The sequence below is a fragment of the Neorhizobium sp. JUb45 genome, assembly GCF_004343585.1.
Taxonomy (GTDB): Bacteria; Pseudomonadota; Alphaproteobacteria; order Rhizobiales; family Rhizobiaceae; genus Neorhizobium.
Window position 1 is genome coordinate 62,957 of record NZ_SLYW01000012.1, and the last position, 15,417, is coordinate 78,373.

Here is a 15,417-nt window from a genome sequence, read left to right on the forward strand (position 1 = left end):
CACCATGATCGATACGGAGGCGAAATGCGCAACGCCCGAAGAGGTCCGCGCTGCCCTCACCGTACTGATGCCGCCGCTTGCCGATTTCTGGTCGCGGCCTCTCCGGGACTATGCTGCCTTCGTTTATCAGACCGCGCGTCGTCGCCCGGTCAGCGCTGCCAGAGCATTTGCCATGGACCGGCTGCAGGATGCCGTTCTCCGCGCGGCTCTGCGAGCTGGCTTTGAGCATCAGGAAGCGCAAGCGGCCGCGGAGGAATTATATGCATCACCTGTGGTGCAGACCGGGCCGCATTGTCTGATGTTGTATGAGCCCGATGCCTTTTAAACGCATCTGTTCAGCCTGCTGGGGCTGCGCGCGTATTCCAGGAAATGGCATGTCGCTTATGCTGGCTCGACCATGTCATTCAACGAATCCGCAAAGAAGGGACCCGGCTGGCTGCGGATAGGCGGAGAGCCGCTCAACGTTTTCGGATTGGCGCGCAGCCGCATGGACGGCAGCAGCATCTGCTGCAGCAATGGACCATTTCGGTTTGCCCTAACGAATACCGCGGGCCAGATCGCACCGAACGCCGCTGCGGCTGATCTTCTAGCACATTTGCCATCGTCCTCTTTTTCGACCGCAGCCGAAGCACTCAAAACCGCAAACATTGTCCTATGGGAGCAGAAATTCTCGTCGGCTGCAAAGCTCCTGCAACTCGACGATTTCGACCTGGCCGACCTGATTGCAGACCACCTTGATTCCCCCACCTCCTGGCTCGCGTCCGCGTTCTTCGCAGATGGGGGCGCCAAGCATATGCTGCAGGTGATCGAAGACCTCAATTGTGGGCCGTGGCGCGGGTGGATACGGCCGACCACCGATTTCTTCTGGCATGTCGGTCGGGACCGCATTCAGCCTTTACGGCTTGAGGATGGTCTCCTTCGAAGCGCTAGCTCCGTAAGCGTCTCCGTGGAATTCTCGGCGTCAAGCATTTCGAGGGCGCTACGACGGCGTTTGCTTTTACCGAACATGTTCATGGCCTTTCTCGTCCTGTCGATCCTGCCGGGTATCCGCGCACTCGGCGGCTGCCGCCAGACCGTTTACTTACCGCTTATGCGCTACCTCGCCGCCATCGCTGTTGCGCGATCGGGTGACCGCACCTTGCTTGGTGATCTACGAAAAGATGAAGGGCCATCGCTCTGGGGACATCGCGTTCTGCGACCGGTCGATGCGGATGCCTTTCCCGAAATGGAGCGCTGGACCACAGTCGAGAACCTGTTGGCAGCATATTCCGAGATGCCGCTGATCTTGGCGAGCGGTGATCTGGCCAGTTTTACCGGCGATACGATCTGGGGGAGCATGTCCAGTTCTTTGAACTCCGGAACAATCGGACCGGCCTCTCTGGAATGGGTGTGGTCGGGGTTCGCGTAATGAAAGCTGTCAGCGCAATAAAACGCTTGATTCCTATTGCGGCGCGATCACTCCTCCGGGACAGCTTCGGCGGGCGACGCAACTTTATCTGTTGCGCCGCGACCAGCTTTTGCGGCGGTCAAATCCAGAAGTGCGACAGGGCGAAGGTTGCGGGCATCGACTCCCACATCGAACTGGCGTGGCAGCGGTTTCAACCGTCCGTGTGAATGACCATGAAGATTGATCGACTTCTTTCCCATCTGGTTCCACGTCCGAAAAGCATAATGACACAGTATCAGATGACGTCCCTCTACAAGCAACTCCGTATAATTTTGAACGCTTGACCATTGCCGGGCGCTGGTTGTGCTTGGAGGATCGTTGTTGCCGATAATGAGATGTTTGCGCCCGTTGAGACGGGCAAGCAAGAGGTCGCAATCGCCGGCGCGCGGCGACAGGACATCACCCAGATGCCAGACGTCGTCGTCGCGGCCGACAACGTCATTCCAGTTGGCAATCAGCGCTTCATCATGTTCCTTGATCGATGAGAACGGGCGACGATCGATGCGCAGAACACGGTTGTCCCCGAAATGCGTATCGCTTGTGAAATAGATCATATCTAGAGCCCGGAAATCATCGCATCTCAATCGTGCCGTTTTCCTCGCCGTCCCAGTACTGAACGCGATCGGCTCGCACTTTGATCAAAACCAGCCCTGGTGTTTCGGGGCCATCCGGGAACCAGCGATCGAGCGCTTTCATCCAGTGATGTGCAAATTTGGGTTTGTCGCGGATCAATTCCGCCTGGCCTTCAATGGAAATGAAGATGCCGGGTTTGCCCAAGAGGCCCGGCGGTTCGGCAAACGACAGTGTCACGCCTGGATCGCGGCCGATGTCAGCGACCTTGCGCGTGTCCTCATAGGAGAAAAACCAGCTGTCACCATCATAGTCAACATCACCGTTATTGCTCATCGGCCGGTTGGAGATTTCTCGGGTTAAGCCTTTCGTCGACATCATGCAGAAGTCGATTTTCCTCAGTTTCGCGGCGATTTCATCCATCGTTTTTTTGCTCATGCCGTCCTCGCTTTTTTGGGGGGCGACGGTAATCGCCCCCATTTTCATTGGGGATCTGCCGGGTTCACGAGATTTTCCGCAATATGCCGTCAGCGTTCAGACAGATCTGGCGTCGTCGTCAGGCAACCTGCCGTCCGGTGTCAGCTCATCCACGGTGCGTGGAAGGTCCTTGCTCAATCGCGACAGTATCTCGTCGCGTGACAGACCCGTTTTTGTGGCAAGCTCATCGAGGACATCGGGACCGATTGCCTGTGCGAGCTGATCGGTATTGATGTCCTCGTTGGTGCCGGGCTGGACCCATGATTCCGCTTTTGCCCCTTGCCCGTTCTGCTGGAACGTCTTGAGAAGGTCGCTCAGGCCTCCATTGAGGATGCCGCCGGAGGTCAGCCCGCCGAGCAGGCCGCCCAGGCCGCCGGATCCGCTCGCGCCCGTCAGCTTGCCGAGCAGATCATCCAGGCCGCCACCGCTTTGGCGAGGCGATGGTCCAGATCCCGTTTGCGCGCCGCCGGTCCCCGCTCCTTGCGGCTCGGATTTTTGCAGTCCGCGCAAAAGTTCGGCGATTTTGTCGCGGTTTTGATAGCCCGCGACGGCGAGCACGCCCAACAATGCCTTCAATTGACCACTTACCATGACACTCTCCTGATGTCGGTGTTTGTGATCATCCAAACGATGGCATCTCACGAACGTTCCGAGAAAATCAGGAACGCGCGCCGGGTGTGGCGTGTTTGTGTGATGAGGCCGTGGTGTGCCAATCGGACATGACGGAGACGGTGAACGCAGCGGTTTTTCCGATTTCTCGCTGCGGGCAACGAAATGCCAGGCGAGCACCTTTACCTGTCCACCGCGGTCTCATCCATAAACAGGCACACCGGAGCACACTGAGTTGCCACCGTTTAATCTGCGTGCGGTGTTCCGTGACCGGTGATCTCGAGAACGCCGTCGTCGAAGCTTTAAAGCTGCCGGCTTAACGACCTCGCCCGCAGCTGCGCGATCGAGGCATGTGCGGACGCTCATTCCAACATCGCCTGGAAGCGCGGGCCGTCGATTGATGCCAACTTTTTACCTTATGCTTTTGCTTGTTCTAGGCCGCGCGCCCATGTGCTGGCGCGTCGGGCGGCGGTGTCAATATTGTCCACAACGGTCAGACCCGTTTTCGCTTTTCTTGGCTTGAAGTCGTGATCGCCGTCCTCAAGCCAATTCAATTCGATAGAGCCTGAAAGATCGTAGGACTGAACTTCCTCTTTCAATCCGAACGCGTCGCGCGTGCCCTGGCAGATGAGGGTTGGCGTCCGTAAATCTGTAAGGTGAGCGGTCCGCAGTGCTTCCGGCTTGCCGATCGGGTGGAACGGATAGCCGAGGCACAACAGCCCGGCGATCGCGCCCTTGTCCAGCAGATCGTCAGCGATCATGCTGGCCACGCGACCACCCATCGACTTGCCGCCAATCAGCAGGTTTGCTCGGCTGCCGAACTCTTCAACGACGGCCATGAATTCGTCCTGCAGGTGCTCGGCGCGCGGAGGCGGGCTACGCTTGCCGGTGATGCGGCGCGCGGCCATGTATTCGAATTCGAACCGGACGACCTGAAAGTCGTTCCGCGTCAGCGCGCCCGACATGTCCTCCATCCATCGGGTGTCCATGGCGCCTCCGGCACCGTGGGCGAGCAGGATTGTAGCAGCCGCATGTTCTGGACCCGTTACGATTTTTTTGTGGCTCATAATCCCTCCGTTCGGTTCATCATTTTTCCTGTCCCGTTTGTCAGGGACCTTCACGCCACACGACACAACGCGATCGTCGATACGGGTTTTCTGGTGCCCGGCGGGACAAGCAGCGCCGTCGCCCAATAACCGATACCGCAATGAAAAAGTAAGCTGAAAAGGCCCGGCTCCCTCCCAAGATGCCGGGCCGACGCTCTGGAAGGCCGAGGCCGCATCAGAACTGGCCGGACGATATTGTTTATATTAGCAGAGTCAATGGATCATTCAACTCAATCGGGTCCGGCATCGTCTGATGCCGGACCCGAATATCTCTTCGAGGGGGATGAAGAGTTTGACCGGAAGCATGAAGGGCGGGGGACGGGGCGCTTCCGGTTACCTATTGAACGCTGAAGCCGGCCGATTGTTCCCATCAATCGCAGTGGTCGCCGAACTAGGCTTTGTCTCGCTGGCGACAGGCCGCATGGCTGCCATGCATGAACACGCATTGCTGATCCCCGGCGGGTTCGGTTACGAAGGATTATCGAGATCGACACTCCTCCTCCCAGTCGGTCCCGGTCGGACGGGCAGCACTCCTCCTCCCAGCTGCACGTCACTTTTCGAAACCCGCCGCACCTCCTCCCGCGGCGGGTTTTCGCGTTTTGCAGCTTTAATGGTCGCGTCATACCGCACTTAGGGTTCGGAAGCTTGCAAGCCTGCGCTACTTCGCATGCGCCTTCTTTGGTCCGAAAATGCCAAGGGCAAGCACGATCAGAGCGCCCACCGCAATGCCGAGGACCGCTTGCAGGAACGAGGTGGCGATCCAGCCAACCACTACGGGGATGGCACCGACCGCTTGCTGCACGACTGTCGCGACATGTTCAATGAAATGTTCTGGGCCATGAAGTCCGAATTCGGCCAGGCCGTGGATGATGATGCTGCCGCCCACCCAGAGCATTGCGGCCGTACCGATGACGGTGAGTGCCTGCAGCAAAACCGGTGTGCCTTTGACGAGACCGCGGCCGAACGATCGTGTCGGACCCGATCCCGTCTCGGCGAGGTGCAGTCCGATATCGTCTGCCTTCACGATCAGAGCCACCACGCCATAAACCACGACCGTGATCAGAATGCCGACCGCAGCCAGCACGGCCGCCTGTGTCACGAGGTTCGACGTCGATACGCCAGCGAGCGTAAGGGCCATGATTTCGGCCGAGAGGATGAAATCCGTGCGGATTGCACCGGACACCTTTTGATCCTCCAGCTGCTTAGGATCCATCGCGGTCTCGCCGACGCTGTCGTCATGCGCTGCATGGGGGCTGATTGCTTCATGCAGTTTTTCGACGCCCTCAAAGCACAGATAAGCGCCGCCGATCATCAGCAGCGGGGTGATCAGCCAAGGTGCAAAATATCCGAGCAGCAGGCAGATCGGCAGCAGCAAAACCAGCTTGTTCCTGAGTGAGCCGAGCGCGATCCGTCCGATGATGGGCAACTCGCGGCTGGGTGACAGCCCAACGACATATGTTGGTGTCACGGCGGTGTCGTCGATAACGACGCCGGCGGCCTTAACGCTGGCCTTGGCAGTCTGGGCAGCGACATCGTCCAGTGAAGAAGCAGCCAGTTTAGCAATGGCTGCAACGTCGTCCAAAAGTGCAATCAACCCTGTCGCCACGCGTCATTCCCTATAAAGATTTCCGCAGTGTATCTAGTTGGGTAATTGGTTTTTGCTAGGTGGTGAACGGTCGCACCCGTGCGAAATCCTCTGCGCACCACACTGTTTGCCACGGGGCGATTTGCATGCGGCGAGATACACCGGTGGCCGTTTCACCTACGGCTGCGCTGAAATGCGCAGAGCCAATGCTTGCGTTCCGAGCGGAACGGTTTTGCCGGGGGTGATCGGTCCCGCCTTCCGCTGCGCGGCGCTTCGCTAAGGCTCCTGCGGCAGCCCATTTTCCGGTCAAAACCGTATCGAGAATTCCCGCTTTCCCGGCTGCGGCCGTCGCTATGCTGAAAGCTCCGATACTCTTCATTGCTGCTCCCGGATCTTGGCCTTGACGCCGGCTGATCCGTGATGGCGCTTGCGCGCCGTTACGCTTGCGGTGGCGGTTGCATTATACGGAGAACTGGATCTGCTCAGATCTTCTCATTTTGGCGCGACGCTCGACCAGTCTCAAGGATGAGCGGTCCCCCCGATTTTGCGCGCCGGACGAGAGTCGTCCCACAAAATCGGCCCCCCCACTCCTCGGCTCCGCCGTTCGCGTTCGCGATCCCTGACCGAGGCCAGTCTCTACGCTCCAGAACGTCATCTTTCGAAACTCAGGGAGAACGGGAACGATGACAATGTCACTCGAAACACTGATTGAAGAACTGCGTGCCGAGCTAGTAGCCTTCATTGACTGGGATGAGTGGCAACAGATCAAAGCAGAGATGACCATCGTCGAGGTGAAGCTCACTGAGGAGAAAGCAGCTTTCGACGCGTTGACGAGCTCGGAGCCAACCGACTGAGGGCGGTAATGTCTAAACCGGTTTCATACATCAGCTCCAGCCGTTCTCGACCGAAATCAAACAATCGACGCTCCACATCTCCCGAATGAACGGCGACGCTTGGATCACTCCGGTCGAGGCCGAGTTCTGCCCAGAGCTTGCGCACTTCAGGGGTGAGAAAGTGCTCTTCGATACCGATCAGCTACATGGAGGTTTCTCCCTATCAATCTATCCCATCACCAGGGGACTGTCTTACCCATGCGATCGAGATATTCGAGGCCAGGTTTTCCCTGCTTTTCAAGAAGCGTATCGACCACTTGGGGAACCGCTTCCTCGACGGCAAGCGGCGCAGCCGCACCTCCAAGTTCGGTCTTGATCCAGCCTGGCGCGATCAGAACGAGGGCGCGGGCGCCACCGGCGTTCCTCGCGGCATAGCTTCGCATATACTGGTTCAGCGCCGCCTTCGTGCCACGGTAGACTTCGTGGCCACCTTTCTCGTTGTTGGTGACGCTGCCCTGGCCGGAAGACATGATCCCGATAAGGCCGGCAGGCTTTACGACATCCTGAAGGTTTTCGACGGCCCGCATCGGGCTCAAGGCGTTGGTGACCATGACGCGAACGAATTCTTCGGTGGAAACGTCGGCAATTGTTTCGTCCTGATTCCTGTTCGCGGTTCCAGCATTGACGAACAACATGTCGAAGCTGCGGCTGACCAGTCGAGCCCGAAGCGCACCGACCTGCTCGGGTTGCGTTATGTCCACCGTCTCGATCTCGATACGGCCCGCGTATTTTCGGGCGAGATCATGGAGAGCGGACGGCTGGCCACGGTCGCGCACGGTCGCGACGACGATCCAGTTTCGTTTCGCGAATTCAGCGGTGATCGCAAGACCCAGCCCGCGTGATGCGCCTACAAGCAAAAGCGAGGGACGGGAATGGTCGCTGTCAGAAATAGTCATGATGGCATTGCTTCCACTGTTGCATACGTCCCTAATCTAAGGCTCAAGAGAGATTGCGCCAGACGCGCGAAAGGCAAACAAAGTGTGCGTTGAACGCCTTCCCAACAATGACGTCCGCTATATATCCTGCCTATGCAGAGCGTTGATCTGAACCTTTTACTGGCATTGGATGTCCTCCTTTCCGAGAGGAGTGTGACAAAAGCGGCGCGCCGTTTGCGGCTGAGCCCATCGGCAATGAGCCGCACGCTCGCCCGATTGCGCAAATCCACGGGTGACCCGTTGTTGGTGCAGGCAGGGAGGACGCTGACGCCTACGCCCTATGCGGAAAGTTTGGTCGAGAGGGTTCACACTCTCGCCCGTGACACGCAAGCCGTGCTCCAGCCGTCGGTGGTGTCTTTGGACCTGAGCACGCTGGACCGAACATTTGTCCTGCGCGCAAGCGAGGGGTTCGTTCAGGCACTTGCCGGGCCACTCGTCATGGCCGCAATCAAGCATGCTCCGAAAGTTCGGTTTCACTTCGTCCCGAAGCCCGACAAGGACGCACAGCCGCTCCGTGATGGCCTGATCGATCTCGAAGTTGGCGTTTTCGGAACGACCGCGCCGGAACTGCGCCAACAGCTTCTATTCAGAGATCGGTTTGTAGGCGTCTGCCGTGCAGACCATCCGCTTTTGAAAGAGGAAGTCACCGCCGAGCGATATGCTGCTTGCCGTCATGTCGTGGTGACGCGGAAAGGCATAACGGCCGGTCCTGTCGATGTTGCTCTCCAACAACGGGGACTTCACAGAGAGGTTACGCTCACCGTTCCGTCCCACCCCGAGGCCGTCTGGATCGCCAGGAACTCCGATCTCGTTGCGCTGGTCCCAAGGACCTGTCTCGGCAACGCGATCATCGGCGACTACACGACTGATCTTGGTGTCACGGCGTTTACGCTCCCGGTCCAGACGGAAGAAATAAGCGTTTGCGCCATCTGGCATCCACGTCTCGAAGTAGACCCCGCTCATCGTTGGTTGCGCGAAACTCTTTCGGCGGTGTGCAGGACGGCATATCCAACAAAACGCGGATCTGACGAAGAGTAATATTTCTATCTGGGCGTGAATACGGCGCCGCCGGATATGGCCTAAATGACTCTAACGATACCGCGCGCGAAGCAGAGACTGCTCGTGCTTGTTCGAATTGGCGCTGGGTTTGCCGGTATTTTGACCATGGCATCACATTCCGTAGAAGAATCTTTCGGTTACACTGAAGTCGGATAACGGCCGAAAGTGGTCCTCGAAGCTTCGACACCGTCAGGATAAGGCGCCGAGCTCGGCAGTTGCTTCCTCTGCGCCAATCTCGGCATCACGCCGGAGCTCGAGCCTCGACCGGATCACGCATCTTACCTGCAGTCGTGGCTTTCGGTGCTGGCCCATGACAAGCGGGAGATCTTCCATGCAGCCGGAGGCGGAGTTGAATGCTGCGGCCTGACGCTGAATTGCGGTCGGCACCACCGGTGGCGGCCGCGTGATCCACAATGCGAGGTTCCCCATCCTGCTGATCCTGGAGACCTTTTGCGATGGCAGCATCCAGCCTTCCCCAGATCGAGGGTTTTGCAGCATCTGGCCTTGGTTTCCGGGATGACTTTCGTTCGACTGTGAACGGCTTGGTCTGCTGGCGCGTAGTCTCTCCAGTTTGCGACTCGAATTGCAACGATATCGCATGGGGCATCGTGGACAAGGCCGCGAATATTGGTGGGGGGAGCAGCCGCCGCCAATTGAAGCTTGCAGCAACGACGGTGCAAGTCTGGGGTGGTGTAGGATGCCATTCGCGCCCCCAAGGCAAATGCGGCGTAACGCCATCGCCATTTCCTTGACGTCAGAGTTTCCGGCAACCCATCTGCGGGCTCGATGTGGCATGTCTGACCGGAGACCGGCTTCGCCTCGATCGTCTTCCCGCAACGACAATGTTCAGATTTCTTACCCCGGAAGGCTGCGCCCTCCTCCTCTCCCACTAACAAATCTGCACCTTGCCGCCCTCCATTTTATTGCGGCCTTATCAGGTGCGGGCCGATCGTCACCGGTCTTTGCGACTGCCATCGAGGCCGCGATAGGCGCGGCCCGAAACACAGAAAAGGAATAGGACAATGGCAACCATCGGCACCTTCACCTCCACCGAAAACGGCTTCACCGGCTCCATTCGTACTCTCGCCCTCAACGTCAAGGCGCGCATCGCCCGGGTCGAAAACCCCTCCGATAAAGGCCCGCAGTTCCGCGTCTACGCCGGAAGCGTTGAACTCGGCGCAGCCTGGCAGAAGACCTCTGAGCAGGGCCGCGACTACCTATCGGTCAAGCTCGACGATCCTTCCTTCCCGGCCCCGATCTACGCAACGCTTGCTGAGGTCGAAGGCGAGGATGGCCTTCAGCTTATCTGGTCTCGCTCGAACCGGGACTGATTGACATCACGAGGCTCCGCCACAGGCGGGGCCTTCCCCTCTTCCGAGAGGTCAAAGCCGGACCTGGCGTCGAGCCAGTTTCGGCTTTCGTGGTGCCATACGGTGGGCGGGGAAGTTGCTCATAATGCGGAATGGTACCAAATGAGCAGGACGGCCTCAAGGATGAGCGGTTCCCCCAATTTACTCGACCCGCCCGATGGGCAGCGTCCGCAAATCGGCTCCCCCACTCCCCGGTTCAGCCGGTCGCGGTCGCGATCCCCGACCCCGCCATACCCTTCTTGGAGCCATTGGTCATCTTTCGCAAACGTCAAGGAGACGAAGATGACCTAATCTCTCGAATTCCTCATCGAAGAACTGCGTGCCGAGCTATACGAGCTTTCAGCATCTATCGACCAGAACGAGCGCCGGGAGATCGCGGCGGAGCTGGAAAGTGCCAAGGCAAAGTTAGCTATCGAGAAGGCAGCGTTCCAACAGTGCTAATTCGCGATAAACCACGTGTTGGTTTGAAGGGGTCGGTTGCTGCCGACAAGCTTTCGTTTGGAAAGGTAAACCCATCCCGCCCCGCGTCGGGCGGCTCACTTCTCTGGAGAGTATCGTGATCGTGCCTACAGCCGCCGGCGAAATTCACTCGGGCTCATTCCCACAATCCTGCGGAAGCTCGCTGCGAAGGATGAGGGCGTCTGATAGCCGACGCAAAGCCCGATTTCGGTCACCGGCAAGTCCCGATCTGCGAGCAATTCCTGTGCGCGTGCGATGCGCATCATCGTCAGCATTTCGTGTGGGTTGCGCCCGGTCGCCTTCTTGAATGCCGTGCAGAAATGGAAGCGGCTGAGATGCATGAGGGCAGCGAGCTCATCGAGGCCGATCTCTTCCTCCATTCGGCTGCGCATGTAGGCAATGACGCGCTTGACCTGCCACTCGGCGAGCCCGCCACGCCTTGCCGCAGGATCGTGAAGTGCCGCGAAGCTCGAATGACCGCGCACAAGCTGGGTGCAGAGGAGGTCAAGTCCTTGTTCGACGAACAGGCCCGAACTGGGCCCCGCGGCCATCGCTTCGTTGCTGAGCATCGTGATCAGGTGGACGACCGTCGGGTCTTCGAAGGCTACACGATGCAGCAGGTCGAAGTTGCGGCCATTCGTCAGTTCCTCGACAGTGGAGAGCAGGCGCTCGTGGGTCAGATAGACGTGGCTGACATCCGAGGTGCCTTCAATATCCCAGCGGCCCTCCTGCGCCTTAGCATTACAGTTGCGATTTTGATTTTAGGTGAGCGCGTCGGGCGGCAGCTTGATGCGCTCGTCTCCAACATGACCATGCGATGACGTAGGCAGGCTTTATGCGCCTCTGGGCAAGCTTATTAGCAATGCGTCGGACCTCCTGGATGGACCAGCGGATCAGATCTTGATGGTTCTCATCCGCGGTCTTTTTTGGGGCGCCGCGTTATTGGCGCGATATCGGATCACAGCCATCATTGCGAAGGCGAGCATGACGAGAGAGACATGGCGATGCCAGCCATGCCACGAGCGGGTCTCATTGTGATCGAGACCGAGCTCGTTCTTGGCGGTCTCGAAGCTATCTTCGATTGCCCAACGGTGACCTTCGACGGAAACGAGCGTCTGAATGCCTGTTCCGGTTGGACACCAGGTCGTGAAGAATGCAAGATCACCATCGCTGATATTGCGCCGGATCAACAAGCCACGCGTCCAAAGCCCGGTTTGCGTATCACTGTATTCGTCGGCATCGAGATCGGCCAGTTCGCAGTAGGCCCAGTCATGAAGCCGCGCGCCTTTTGTGCCATCGCCGGCGGAAAGGCGCTGCCATGCAGTTGGATCGAGATCACGAGCAATCTCAAGAGCGGTTCCTGCGACGGAAGGCTTACCGGACCAAGAGCCAAAATGATGATCCGATTTAACGCCCAGAACATAACCTTTGCAGGCTCGGCGCAGCGCTCCTTCGACGTCTCCGACGCCATACACGGCATCTGCTGCCACCCATGAAAAAGGCACATCGGCTACCAGCGCACGCCCGATCATATCGACGGCAAGGGCCGGCTTGGTGCCAAACGTTACAGCTTCAGGAACATGAGCGGCGGCAAGCCTTGCGGGATCGCTGGTCCAACTCTTGGGTAAGTAGAGGGCTCGATCGATAAAGGCATGCCCGCGAGCTGATACATAGGCGGCGAACACCCCGATCTGGCAGTTCGTTATCTTGCCCGCTGAACCTGTGTATTGACGCGAAACTCCGCAGGATGCCTTACCCTGCTTGAGAAAGCCGGTCTCATCAATGACAAGGACTGCATCATCAGTAGCAAGCTGCTCGATGACATACTCTCGCACGATGTCGCGGAGTTCGTCGGCCTCCCACCGTCCGCGACCCAGAATAGCTTGTTGCTTCCAAGGGCCTGAATCACCAGCCGCCTCAGCCCGCATCCAGCCCGTCTTACGGCGCTCGTCACCCAGTAAGCCATCCAGGAAAAGGTTTGCCGAAGCTGCAACGCGCTCCTGCGTAAACAGCCCGCGAATACGAGCCTTCACGTCTCGCAGCGACGATGCCCACAGGTCCAACGTTGTCTCGATTGATGCACCCATCATCCATGACCTCCGAATCATGGAGACCATAGATTCAGAATTAACAAAAAATCGCAACTGTAATGTTAGGTATGATGACGATCGTGCCCCGACGCGAACGTGCACGAAAGTTGACGCCGGCCGAACCGCGTAAGCTCATGTCGCCGTCGCCGCCGTGATGCGCAACGATCACGTGCGCGGGGAGTGCACCGAGCGTGTTATGGACAGGGCCGTGCTGCCAGCGTCCGGTAATCAAAGTGTCGCCGCGCCGCCCATCGGAAATGGTAACCGATGGCCTGGCGAGGATGCGTGCCATCCCGTCGAGCGCGTACTCGGAATCCTTGATGTGCATTGCTGGCGCTGGTGCCCGTGTCACCCGTGTTCGCCCCCTCACAAGCAGCCCGACCAATCGATTTGCAGAATTTTCTAGCACGGAGGCACCGCGACCGCAATTTCGGAACAGTTGCCGCAAGCCGCAGACGGCGGGCCACAGAGGAAGAGGCTATCTCCAACACGTCGGACGTAACGTCGCGCCGACACTCAAAAATCGAAGGAGATCAGACATGACCCAGCAAAAATCCATCCTCGTCACCGGTGCCGGTTCGGGCTTTGGCAAGGCGGCCGCCATCGGTATGGCCAAGAACGGCCACCACATCATCGCAACGGCACAGGTGTCGTCGCAGGTCACCCCGCTTCGCGAAGAGGTAAAGGCGCTGGGGCTGTCCGAAAAAATCCGCATCGAACGCCTTGATCTGACCGATCCCTATGACATCAAGCAGGCCCAGGGCTGGGACATCGACATCGCGACAGTGCATTTGGGCAGTTCAGCAAAGAAGGTGACCAATTGGCCGCGCGACAGTTTCCTGCGCAAGACCACTCTTCCATCGCTTGCCGCGGCATGAACCTGAAATACCCGCTTTGCAAGGTCCAGGCCGACGATGCTAACTTCCTTCATGGATGCTCTCTCCTCTAAGTGACGTTCTCGCGGATATCACTCTGGCACATTGCGATGCCGTCGGGAGGGGGCATCCACTCCATCAGCTCTCAGTGGAAATCAACACGCCGAGCTTGCGAAGAGCGCGCCTTACAGCGGCGGGTGGATTGTGAGGTGTTGGCATTTGTCGCCTTCGCACTACAAATATCGCCGATATGTGCCACGAAGATTACAATTTATCCAGATGACCGGCGCGGGAAGCTCTTATTTTCTTATCGCTTGGATCACGCCCTACAAAAAGCCCTGCCGCCAGGCAGGGCCATGCACGTTGAGAAACGTGGCGGCGCGCAAGTCGCGCCTGTTATTTGTTCAGGGTGTCTTTCAGGGCTTTCGCCGGCTGGAAGGCGAGCTTCCTTGCCGCCGCGACCTTGATCGTGGCGCCGGTGGAAGGGTTGCGGCCTTCACGTTCCGGCGTATCCTTTACCTTGAATTTGCCGAAGCCAGGGATCGAGGTTTCCGCCCCGGACGTCGCGGCATCGGTAATTGCGGCAAAGACGGCTTCGACGATCGCCTTGCCCTGAACCTTGGTCAGCCCGTGCTCGGACGCGATCTTGTCTGCGATTTCATTGGTCGTGGTCATGATTTTTCCTTCGTTGATGTCCGAACCGTTCCATCGAGACGTGATTCTGTCACGCCGTCACCGCGCTGCTTCGTGGAATCCGGAGGGTTCTCCACACGAAATCGCGTATGCGCAGGCAGTAAATTCCCCTTCCACTTTGCTTGCGCTCCTTCCTGTTTATGCGGGCACTTTGACGCTTGCAGCTGCGATGCAGATCCGGATGAGGTCGTCTTCAGGCCCGGACTGTATGCTTGCATCTGCGGTTTGCGCGCTGGTACGACCCTCACCTGAAATGGAGCAAGGAAAACATGCGCATCAAATCAATCTTGGCTGCTACCACGGCAATCGCCGCTTCCCTCATCGGCAGCGCGACCGCAACTGTGGCTCAGGAACCGACAGCCTGCCAAACCGTGCGGTTTTCTGACGTTGGCTGGAGCGATATCTCGGCGACGACAGCAACCGCCTCGGTTGTCCTTGAGGCGTTGGGTTACAAGCCGCAAATCAAGCTCTTGTCTTTGCCGGTGACCTACTCGTCGTTGAAGAGCAAGGACATCGATGTCTTCCTCGGGAACTGGATGCCTACAATGGAAGCGGATATCCGCCCCTATATCGAGGATAAAAGCGTCGAGACGCTCGGCGCCAATCTCGTTGGAGCCAAATACACGCTCGCCACCAACGCAAAAGGCGCCGAGCTCGGCATCAAGGACTTCAAGGACATTGTTACGCACGCCGACGCGCTTGGCGGCAAGATCTATGCGATCGAGCCAGGCAATGACGGCAACCGTCTGATCCTCGGCATGATCAAGAAGAACCATTTCGGGCTCGGGGCACTCGATATCGTCGAGTCTTCGGAGCAGGCCATGCTGGCTCAGGTCATGCGCGCCGACAGGGCGGGTGACGCGATCGTTTTTCTCGGATGGGAACCGCATCCGATGAATGCCGCGTTCAAGCTGACCTATCTGACTGGTGGCGATGATGTCTTTGGCCCCAATTTCGGGGGCGCCGAAGTGCGCACCAATGTACGCGCCGGCTATTTGCAGGAATGCCCGAACGTCGGTGCTTTCCTCAAGAACCTGAAATTTTCCCTGCCGATGGAAAACGAGATCATGGGTAGCATCCTCAATGACGGTGAAGACGCCGAAGACGCAGCCACAACCTGGTTGAAGGCGAACGGCGCAGCGATCGAACCGTGGCTTGCGGGCGTAACCACAGCAGATGGCAAGCCCGGACTTGAAGCCGTCAAGTCTGAACTGGGCCTCTGACCCAGTCGACTGAAGGAAGCAGCATC

General features: G+C 58.4%; 17 protein-coding genes and 3 pseudogenes. 9 read left to right on the forward strand and 11 right to left on the reverse strand.

Going from position 1 to position 15,417, the window contains the following annotated elements; all coding sequences use genetic code 11:
* The first annotated feature begins 4 nt into the window (after positions 1-4).
* Both EDF70_RS30755 and EDF70_RS26745 read left to right on the forward strand, forming a co-directional pair.
* Positions 5-325 carry a hypothetical protein gene (locus EDF70_RS30755; protein ID WP_348639741.1) on the forward strand — a complete coding sequence of 107 codons (321 nt, stop codon included), beginning with the start codon at positions 5-7 and terminating at the stop codon, positions 323-325.
* 162 nt (positions 326-487) lie between these two features.
* Positions 488-1,408, forward strand: a complete 921-nt coding sequence (locus EDF70_RS26745; protein WP_348639742.1) for a hypothetical protein — start codon at positions 488-490, stop codon at positions 1,406-1,408.
* 47 nt (positions 1,409-1,455) lie between these two features.
* Here EDF70_RS26745 and EDF70_RS26750 read toward each other — a convergent pair whose 3' ends face one another.
* From EDF70_RS26750 to EDF70_RS26770, 5 genes are all read right to left on the reverse strand, one after another.
* A complete protein-coding gene (locus tag EDF70_RS26750) occupies positions 1,456-2,001 on the reverse strand; it encodes a metallophosphoesterase family protein (RefSeq protein ID WP_245519382.1) in 546 nt (181 codons plus the stop codon).
* 16 nt (positions 2,002-2,017) lie between these two features.
* A complete protein-coding gene (locus EDF70_RS26755; RefSeq protein ID WP_132280461.1) occupies positions 2,018-2,455 on the reverse strand; it encodes a pyridoxamine 5'-phosphate oxidase family protein in 438 nt (145 codons plus the stop codon).
* Positions 2,456-2,551: 96 nt separating this feature from the next.
* A complete protein-coding gene (locus EDF70_RS26760) occupies positions 2,552-3,085 on the reverse strand; it encodes a YidB family protein (protein WP_132280464.1) in 534 nt (177 codons plus the stop codon).
* Between the two features lie 434 nt (positions 3,086-3,519).
* Positions 3,520-4,170, reverse strand: a complete 651-nt coding sequence (locus EDF70_RS26765) for an alpha/beta family hydrolase (protein ID WP_132280321.1) — start codon at positions 4,168-4,170, stop codon at positions 3,520-3,522.
* A gap of 697 nt (positions 4,171-4,867) precedes the next feature.
* Entirely contained in the window at positions 4,868-5,815 is a 948-nt protein-coding gene (locus tag EDF70_RS26770; protein ID WP_132280324.1) for a DUF808 domain-containing protein, read from the reverse strand.
* Between the two features lie 668 nt (positions 5,816-6,483).
* On the opposite strand from EDF70_RS26770, the gene EDF70_RS30110 reads away from it, so the two are divergent.
* A complete protein-coding gene (locus EDF70_RS30110; protein WP_165932155.1) occupies positions 6,484-6,648 on the forward strand; it encodes a hypothetical protein in 165 nt (54 codons plus the stop codon).
* A 215-nt stretch (positions 6,649-6,863) separates the two neighbouring features.
* Here the strand turns inward: EDF70_RS30110 and EDF70_RS26775 are convergent, their stop codons facing one another.
* Positions 6,864-7,583 (reverse strand): SDR family oxidoreductase, encoded by a 720-nt coding sequence (locus EDF70_RS26775; RefSeq protein WP_132280327.1) that lies wholly within the window; start codon positions 7,581-7,583, stop codon positions 6,864-6,866.
* 132 nt (positions 7,584-7,715) lie between these two features.
* On the opposite strand from EDF70_RS26775, the gene EDF70_RS26780 reads away from it, so the two are divergent.
* From EDF70_RS26780 to EDF70_RS26790, 3 genes and pseudogenes are all read left to right on the forward strand, one after another.
* Positions 7,716-8,660 (forward strand): LysR family transcriptional regulator, encoded by a 945-nt coding sequence (locus EDF70_RS26780; RefSeq protein ID WP_132280330.1) that lies wholly within the window; start codon positions 7,716-7,718, stop codon positions 8,658-8,660.
* A 222-nt stretch (positions 8,661-8,882) separates the two neighbouring features.
* Positions 8,883-9,020, forward strand: a pseudogene (locus EDF70_RS26785) (zincin-like metallopeptidase domain-containing protein); the annotation flags it as partial.
* 683 nt (positions 9,021-9,703) lie between these two features.
* Positions 9,704-10,012 carry a DUF736 domain-containing protein gene (locus EDF70_RS26790; RefSeq protein WP_113240827.1) on the forward strand — a complete coding sequence of 103 codons (309 nt, stop codon included), beginning with the start codon at positions 9,704-9,706 and terminating at the stop codon, positions 10,010-10,012.
* A gap of 605 nt (positions 10,013-10,617) precedes the next feature.
* On the opposite strand, the gene EDF70_RS26795 is transcribed toward EDF70_RS26790, so the two are convergent.
* Positions 10,618-11,079: an AraC family transcriptional regulator gene (locus tag EDF70_RS26795; protein WP_245519383.1), complete on the reverse strand. Its 462-nt coding sequence runs from the start codon at positions 11,077-11,079 to the stop codon at positions 10,618-10,620.
* 42 nt (positions 11,080-11,121) lie between these two features.
* Here EDF70_RS26795 and EDF70_RS26800 point away from each other — a divergent pair, with 42 nt between their 5' ends.
* The gene (locus tag EDF70_RS26800; RefSeq protein WP_132280336.1) at positions 11,122-11,331 is read left to right on the forward strand and encodes a hypothetical protein; all 210 of its coding nucleotides are present in this window, start codon (positions 11,122-11,124) and stop codon (positions 11,329-11,331) included.
* Positions 11,332-11,403: 72 nt separating this feature from the next.
* Here the strand turns inward: EDF70_RS26800 and EDF70_RS26805 are convergent, their stop codons facing one another.
* Both EDF70_RS26805 and EDF70_RS26810 read right to left on the reverse strand, forming a co-directional pair.
* A complete protein-coding gene (locus tag EDF70_RS26805) occupies positions 11,404-12,618 on the reverse strand; it encodes an IS701 family transposase (protein WP_132280467.1) in 1,215 nt (404 codons plus the stop codon).
* A 19-nt stretch (positions 12,619-12,637) separates the two neighbouring features.
* On the reverse strand, positions 12,638-12,928 hold the full coding sequence (locus EDF70_RS26810; protein WP_132280339.1) for a hypothetical protein: 291 nt from the start codon (positions 12,926-12,928) through the stop codon (positions 12,638-12,640).
* A gap of 211 nt (positions 12,929-13,139) precedes the next feature.
* Here EDF70_RS26810 and EDF70_RS30675 point away from each other — a divergent pair.
* Positions 13,140-13,346: pseudogene (locus EDF70_RS30675) on the forward strand (SDR family NAD(P)-dependent oxidoreductase); the annotation flags it as partial.
* A gap of 29 nt (positions 13,347-13,375) precedes the next feature.
* Here the strand turns inward: EDF70_RS30675 and EDF70_RS30490 are convergent.
* A pseudogene (locus tag EDF70_RS30490) lies at positions 13,376-13,531 on the reverse strand (IS110 family transposase); the annotation flags it as partial.
* Between the two features lie 340 nt (positions 13,532-13,871).
* Positions 13,872-14,150 carry an HU family DNA-binding protein gene (locus EDF70_RS26820; protein ID WP_132280342.1) on the reverse strand — a complete coding sequence of 93 codons (279 nt, stop codon included), beginning with the start codon at positions 14,148-14,150 and terminating at the stop codon, positions 13,872-13,874.
* Between the two features lie 287 nt (positions 14,151-14,437).
* Here EDF70_RS26820 and EDF70_RS26825 point away from each other — a divergent pair, with 287 nt between their 5' ends.
* Positions 14,438-15,391, forward strand: coding sequence for a choline ABC transporter substrate-binding protein (locus EDF70_RS26825; protein WP_132280344.1), 954 nt, complete (start codon positions 14,438-14,440; stop codon positions 15,389-15,391).
* Positions 15,392-15,417 lie beyond the last annotated feature (26 nt).